Annotated in this window: 6 protein-coding genes; 4 read left to right on the top strand and 2 right to left on the bottom strand. The window is 69.1% G+C overall.

From position 1 onward, the window contains the following. Window positions 1-353 precede the first annotated feature (353 nt). The 4 genes from N866_RS22190 (at window position 354) to N866_RS16430 (ending at window position 3,450) form a co-directional block, all read left to right on the top strand. Window positions 354-1,103: a hypothetical protein gene (locus tag N866_RS22190; RefSeq protein ID WP_216699470.1), complete on the top strand. Its 750-nt coding sequence runs from the start codon at window positions 354-356 to the stop codon at window positions 1,101-1,103. 140 nt (window positions 1,104-1,243) lie between these two features. Further along, window positions 1,244-2,200: a restriction endonuclease gene (locus N866_RS16440; protein ID WP_155855432.1), complete on the top strand. Its 957-nt coding sequence runs from the start codon at window positions 1,244-1,246 to the stop codon at window positions 2,198-2,200. Window positions 2,201-2,284: 84 nt separating this feature from the next. Beyond that, complete coding sequence (locus N866_RS16435) at window positions 2,285-2,596, top strand: transposase (protein ID WP_052023172.1); 312 nt, start codon at window positions 2,285-2,287, stop codon at window positions 2,594-2,596. Next, a complete protein-coding gene (locus tag N866_RS16430; protein WP_162177329.1) occupies window positions 2,593-3,450 on the top strand; it encodes an IS3 family transposase in 858 nt (285 codons plus the stop codon). Before N866_RS16435 ends, N866_RS16430 begins: the two co-directional genes overlap by 4 nt. Before the next feature lie 347 nt (window positions 3,451-3,797). Here the strand turns inward: N866_RS16430 and N866_RS16425 are convergent, their stop codons facing one another. Both N866_RS16425 and N866_RS21545 read right to left on the bottom strand, forming a co-directional pair. Then, a complete protein-coding gene (locus tag N866_RS16425; RefSeq protein WP_034228395.1) occupies window positions 3,798-4,184 on the bottom strand; it encodes a hypothetical protein in 387 nt (128 codons plus the stop codon). Window positions 4,185-4,316: 132 nt separating this feature from the next. Next, window positions 4,317-4,794, bottom strand: a 478-nt coding sequence (locus tag N866_RS21545) for a hypothetical protein (RefSeq protein ID WP_034228392.1), incomplete at its 5' end; no start/stop codon positions are given.

The raw sequence follows: 4,794 nt of genomic DNA, 5'->3' as shown, positions 1-4,794 counted from the left end.
CTGCCATCTGCTTGACGCGGGACATTCCCGCCGAGCACTGAGCGCTACCACCTTGCCGTGAACTCCGATGCCTTCGACCCGGGCAAGCAGCATGCGTATGCCTGGATCGCCGACGGGATGCGGCCGGACGGGGTGTAGGAGCGGGCGCGGACGCGGCCGACGTCGATCGTTCAGCGGACCGCGCAGTAACGGGTGTCGTTTCGCCTCCCCAGCGGTCGGAGCCGGGTCATGGACCGCAGGTGCTCGGGCGTGCAGGGCGAGTCCGTGCCGTTCGGCGGGATCGTGCCATGGCGGCCGCTCAGCGAGGCGGGGGCGGAACCGATCAGAAGCCGGGACAAGGAAAGGCGTGGGCGTTGGCCGCGAGGAAGATTCAGGACGAGCAGGAGATCGTGCGCTGGCACGAGGCGGGTTGGACGTATCGACAGATGGCGGACGAGTACCTGCGCAAGTACCAACTGACGATGAGCCTGAGCACGTTCTCGAACTTCGTCACCCGGCGGGGACTTGCGCGGCGCATCGCACGGGACGACGCGCTTATCCCGTGGCACGTCCGGGAGGAGCACCGATGGGCGTATCCGTTGGTTCTGCTGCGGATGGAGGCGCGTCGTCGCGCCGGAGCGGAGCTTCGGCCCCTGGACGCCAAGCGCTTGGCGAGCTTTCTCGAGCGGCTTGCTGGGCAGGACTTGGTGGTCGCCTATGACCCAGAGTCTGAGGACGGTTTCTCGTACGTACCACGGCGTCAGGGGCGGGACCTGGATCTCATCCGCGAGCCTGGCTACGCGACGACCGTACGGCCCGCTCGGAACGATCAGCCACTGGGCAACGCGTCGGGCGACACTCGGAGGGATGGCGGCCCGCTCGACGTCGCATTCGACTTGCGAAGGGGAGGGAGACAGAGCCAGCTGCGAGGGCGCGATCTCGAAGGACTGCTTGGCCGGCTTCAGGCCGCGTACGAGTCGCTCGAGGCTTACGCCGACCCGCAGGTCGTGTCGCATGCGGCAGGCGCAGTGGACGTCCTGGACTGGTTGACCGGGGCGGAACCGTCCCCCGAGCTCGACGCCCTGCTCAGCGCTGCGTCGTCACCGCATGCCTCACGCGGGTGATCGGAAGCGGTCCTCACGGCTGCCAGGGATCGTCGGTGTGCGGAGTCCACTCTGCGACCGGTGACGATGGCAGGCCGCGGTCGCATGACCGCGACGCTCCGTCGGTTCAGCCCGTCACCCGTCGCACCGAAAGAGAGAGCGTGACGTCAACCTTCGAGGAGCAACCTGCCACCCGGGTGCTCACGCCTCGTGCGCTCGCCTGGGCACGAGGCGCGGGGCGCGCGTTGGCTGCGTGGCACACGCACAAGGAGCTCCGCGCAACGGGGATCGACTCCGCCGCCTTCCGCCGCCTGAGTGTCGCTGCGTCGGTGTACGTCGACGGCACCGCGGAGGAGTGGGTGCGTGGCGTCGAGCATCACGACACCAAGTACCTCTTGGCAGACGCGGCCTTCGCTGCGTTCAAAGCTCAGGCCTTGGAGCGGCTCGCTGCCGCTCAAGCGGACCAATCGGCGAGCCGGGTTCGTCGCCGACCGGGCGGGCCTGACCTGTACCCGGAGGGTCAGGCTGAAGCGCGAATGGAGCAATTGGCCCTCGCTCGACTTGACGTCCTCAGCGATTCTGAGCTGCGAATTTTCGATGACGGCGTCGAGCACTATGTCGATGTCTACATTCCCGAGCGCCTGCGTGAGGAGGCATGGCGAATCCTCGCGCGGGAGTGGCCGTTCATGAGCGCGCCCAAGCGACGCGAGCCTCCTGTGGCGCGCCCGTTCAGCGGCGCGGAGGACCTCGCTTTCGCCGCGCGGGTCCACTGGGAGAACGGCTTGGTGGATGCCTACGAGTCGGAGGCAACCGCGTTGGCCGAGCACGGTATCCGAGTTCTCACACGTGCGGTTGCGGACCGTCGTGCGGGCCATCGGCCGACCAGCGTCGTCAGCGAACCTCCGCCCCCGCAGCCTTATGGGGTCTCTCCCGATGGAGCCGAGCGTCTTGCCGCGGCGTGGATGCAGCACCTCGGAGCAACCGGTGTGGCGGTTACCCGGGGCACTAAGGATGGCGGGCTAGACGTGGTGGCCGACCGCTACATCGCTCAAGTGAAGGCTTGGGCCGGTCCGGTGAGCGTGGTGGAAGTGCGCGCTATGGCGGGGGTGGCGGCCTGACGAGGACCCCGTCGGGCCGTTGACACTTCCCGAGCCCGTCGGGCTTGGGGAGGATGGTCGCTCTTGATGCCCACAGGAGGGCTGATGAGCGAGAAGAGGAAGTACCGGCAGTTCACGGTCGAGCAGAAGACCGAGGTCGTGCTGGCCGGCCTGCGCGGGGACCGCAGCGTGCGGGACGTGTGCCGGGAGTACGAGATCTCCGAGACGTTGTACTACTCGTGGCGGGACAAGCTGCTCGAGGGCGGCAAGACGGCGCTGGCGAACCCGCAGAGCAGGACCCCGGAGCATGCGGAGATCGCCGAGCTGCGCAAGAAGGTCGCCTCGTTGGAGCGGTCTTTGGGCCGCAAGACGTATGAGCTGGACGTCGCGGGGGAACTCTCGCGGGACTGGACGTGAGCACCCGGGTGTCCAGAGCCCGCGCCGTGGTCGCCACCGGGCGCAAGCCGGCCGTCGTCGCCCGCGTCGCACGGGTCTCCCGGCAGGCCCTCTACCGGCCGATCAGCCGACGCCCCGCGGGCGCCGGCCCTGGCCGCGGGCGGCCCGGGGACGCCGTGATCGTCGAGGTCGCCCGCGCCAACCCGGTCGACGGGACGCGGATGGTCGCGGCCCTGACCTCCCGCGAGCTGGGCGTCCCGGTGAACCGCAAGCGGGTCCAGCGAGTGATGCGCGCGCACGGGCTGCTGCAACGCTCCCGGAACACCGACCGGCGTCGCCGACCGGGGTACTTCCGGGTGACCCGCCCGGACGAGCTGTGGCACATGGACATGACTAAGGTCTGGACCGCCGCGCACGGGTGGGTCTACCTGCACGTGATCGTGGATTGCTGCACCCGCCAGGTCGCCGGCTGGACCGTGGATGTCCGCACCCGCACCACCGAGGCGATCGGCTGCGTCGAGGCCGCGGTCCTGGCCCACGGCATCGTCCCCGAGCAGCTGACCCTCGGGACCGACAACGGGTCGCAGTTCACCTCGCGCGACTTCCGCAAGCACCTGTCGGCCCGCGGGATCACCCACCGCCGCGGCGGCTACCGCGACCCCGAGTCCCAAGCATTCATCGAGTCCTGGTTCGGGCAGTTCAAGAAGCGCTGCGCCTGGCGCACCGAATGGGAGACCATCGAAGACGCCCGCACCGCGATCGCGACCTACGTCGAGACCTACCACCACCGGCCCCACTCCGGGCTCGGCTACCGCACCCCCACCGAGGTCGCCCGCGCCTGGGCCGACCCCGACCTACAAACCGCAGCGACCTGACCCGTCAACCACGACGGGGTCCACGTCACGGCCCACGACGCTCTGCGCCGCGCCCCGCTGTTCTTCGCCACCACCGGGTACACCGGTGAGGCGATCGCCTTCGCCGCAGACGCGGCCGAGATGGCACTGTTCGTGCTGGACCCCGTGGACGGCACGCTCGAAGGCGTCACGCCAAAGGGGCGAGAACTGCGGCACAACGGCCTGTGGGCATGAGCCGCTTTGCGCCGGTGGTGGCTAACGGCTCGATGCAGTTGAGACCGCGTTGGATGGAGGAGCGGCGCTACTCGCCCTAGCGCCACACCGGATGCGTTTGCTGCGCTAGCCGGGCTTGCGTTCGGTTGGCGAGTTCAGCCGGGAGCCTGTAGGCGATGACGTGCCAACGAGCCGCCGTGGGAGGCCGTCTGAGATGGCGATGGCCGGTCGCCCGGGTGTGTCTCAACGAGGTCGCGGAGGAAGGTGGCGCTGTCTTGCCATTCCTGCACTTCGTCGTCGGGGGCGGCGCCTGGCGGGATGGCGCCGGCGAGGGTGAGATCGGGGTGAGTGGTGGTGAGGACCTGGAGCCGGGACAGGGCGCGTTCGAGCTGGGTGGTGACGGCGTCGAACGCGCTTAGGTGGTCGTCGTAGTCGAGGGTGCCGCTGCGGTAGGTCCAGAGAGCTTGGGCGTCGGCGATCGTGTCGAGGACGGTGCGAGGTGTCAGTGGCTCCAACGGGCGCATCATCGGCGTCTCCTGCATGGGCGGGTGCGGCGTTCGCGATCCGCGACGCGCAATTCACTCACCTGCACGAATGACTGCTCAAAGTTGATGAAGGTCCGGGAGAGGGAGGCATAGCGGCTGTGCCGCCGCGGAGATGGCCGTGGTGCCTCTTCAGGTGTTCTCGCCGATGGCGATGGCGGTGTCGCGGAGCTCTTGCCATGTGCCGGTCCAGTTGTGGATGAGGGCGCCGGCGGCAGTGAGGGTGTCGTCGGTGCCGGCTTCGATGTCGTAGAGGGCTCGGAGGAGTGCGTGTCCGTCGGGGACCCGGCGCAGGCCCGTGCTCGGTGTACGCCAGCCGTACTGGTTGGGGGCCCATGACGGCCGGCGTTCGGTGTTGGCCCAGTGGACGGCTCGGGCGAGGGACCAGCCGAGGTGCAGGGAGCGGCGGATCATCTCGGTGCTGGGGCGGAGCTCTTCTTCCAGGAGCCAGCACGGCAGCCGGAGCCTGGCGCCGCGGGGTTGGACCCAGGGCAGGTACACCTCCAGGTGGGCGGACCAGAACGGGTTCGTGCCGTCGTTGAGGGCGAGGCGGCGCAGCTGCAGGGTCCAGTCGCCGTGGCTGTAGGGGCCTACCCCCGGATCTTGGACA

It is taken from the genome of Actinotalea ferrariae CF5-4, from assembly GCF_000603945.1.
GTDB lineage: Bacteria > Actinomycetota > Actinomycetes > Actinomycetales > Cellulomonadaceae > Actinotalea > Actinotalea ferrariae.
This window is presented reverse-complemented; position numbering and strand designations above follow the sequence as displayed.

Excerpts from the sequence above, each read along its gene's own strand:
- N866_RS16425 (WP_034228395.1), bottom strand. The coding sequence starts at position 4,184 with ATGCAGGAGACGCCGATGATGCGCCCGTTGGAGCCACTGACACCTCGC.
- N866_RS16435 (WP_052023172.1), top strand. The coding sequence starts at position 2,285 with ATGAGCGAGAAGAGGAAGTACCGGCAGTTCACGGTCGAGCAGAAGACC.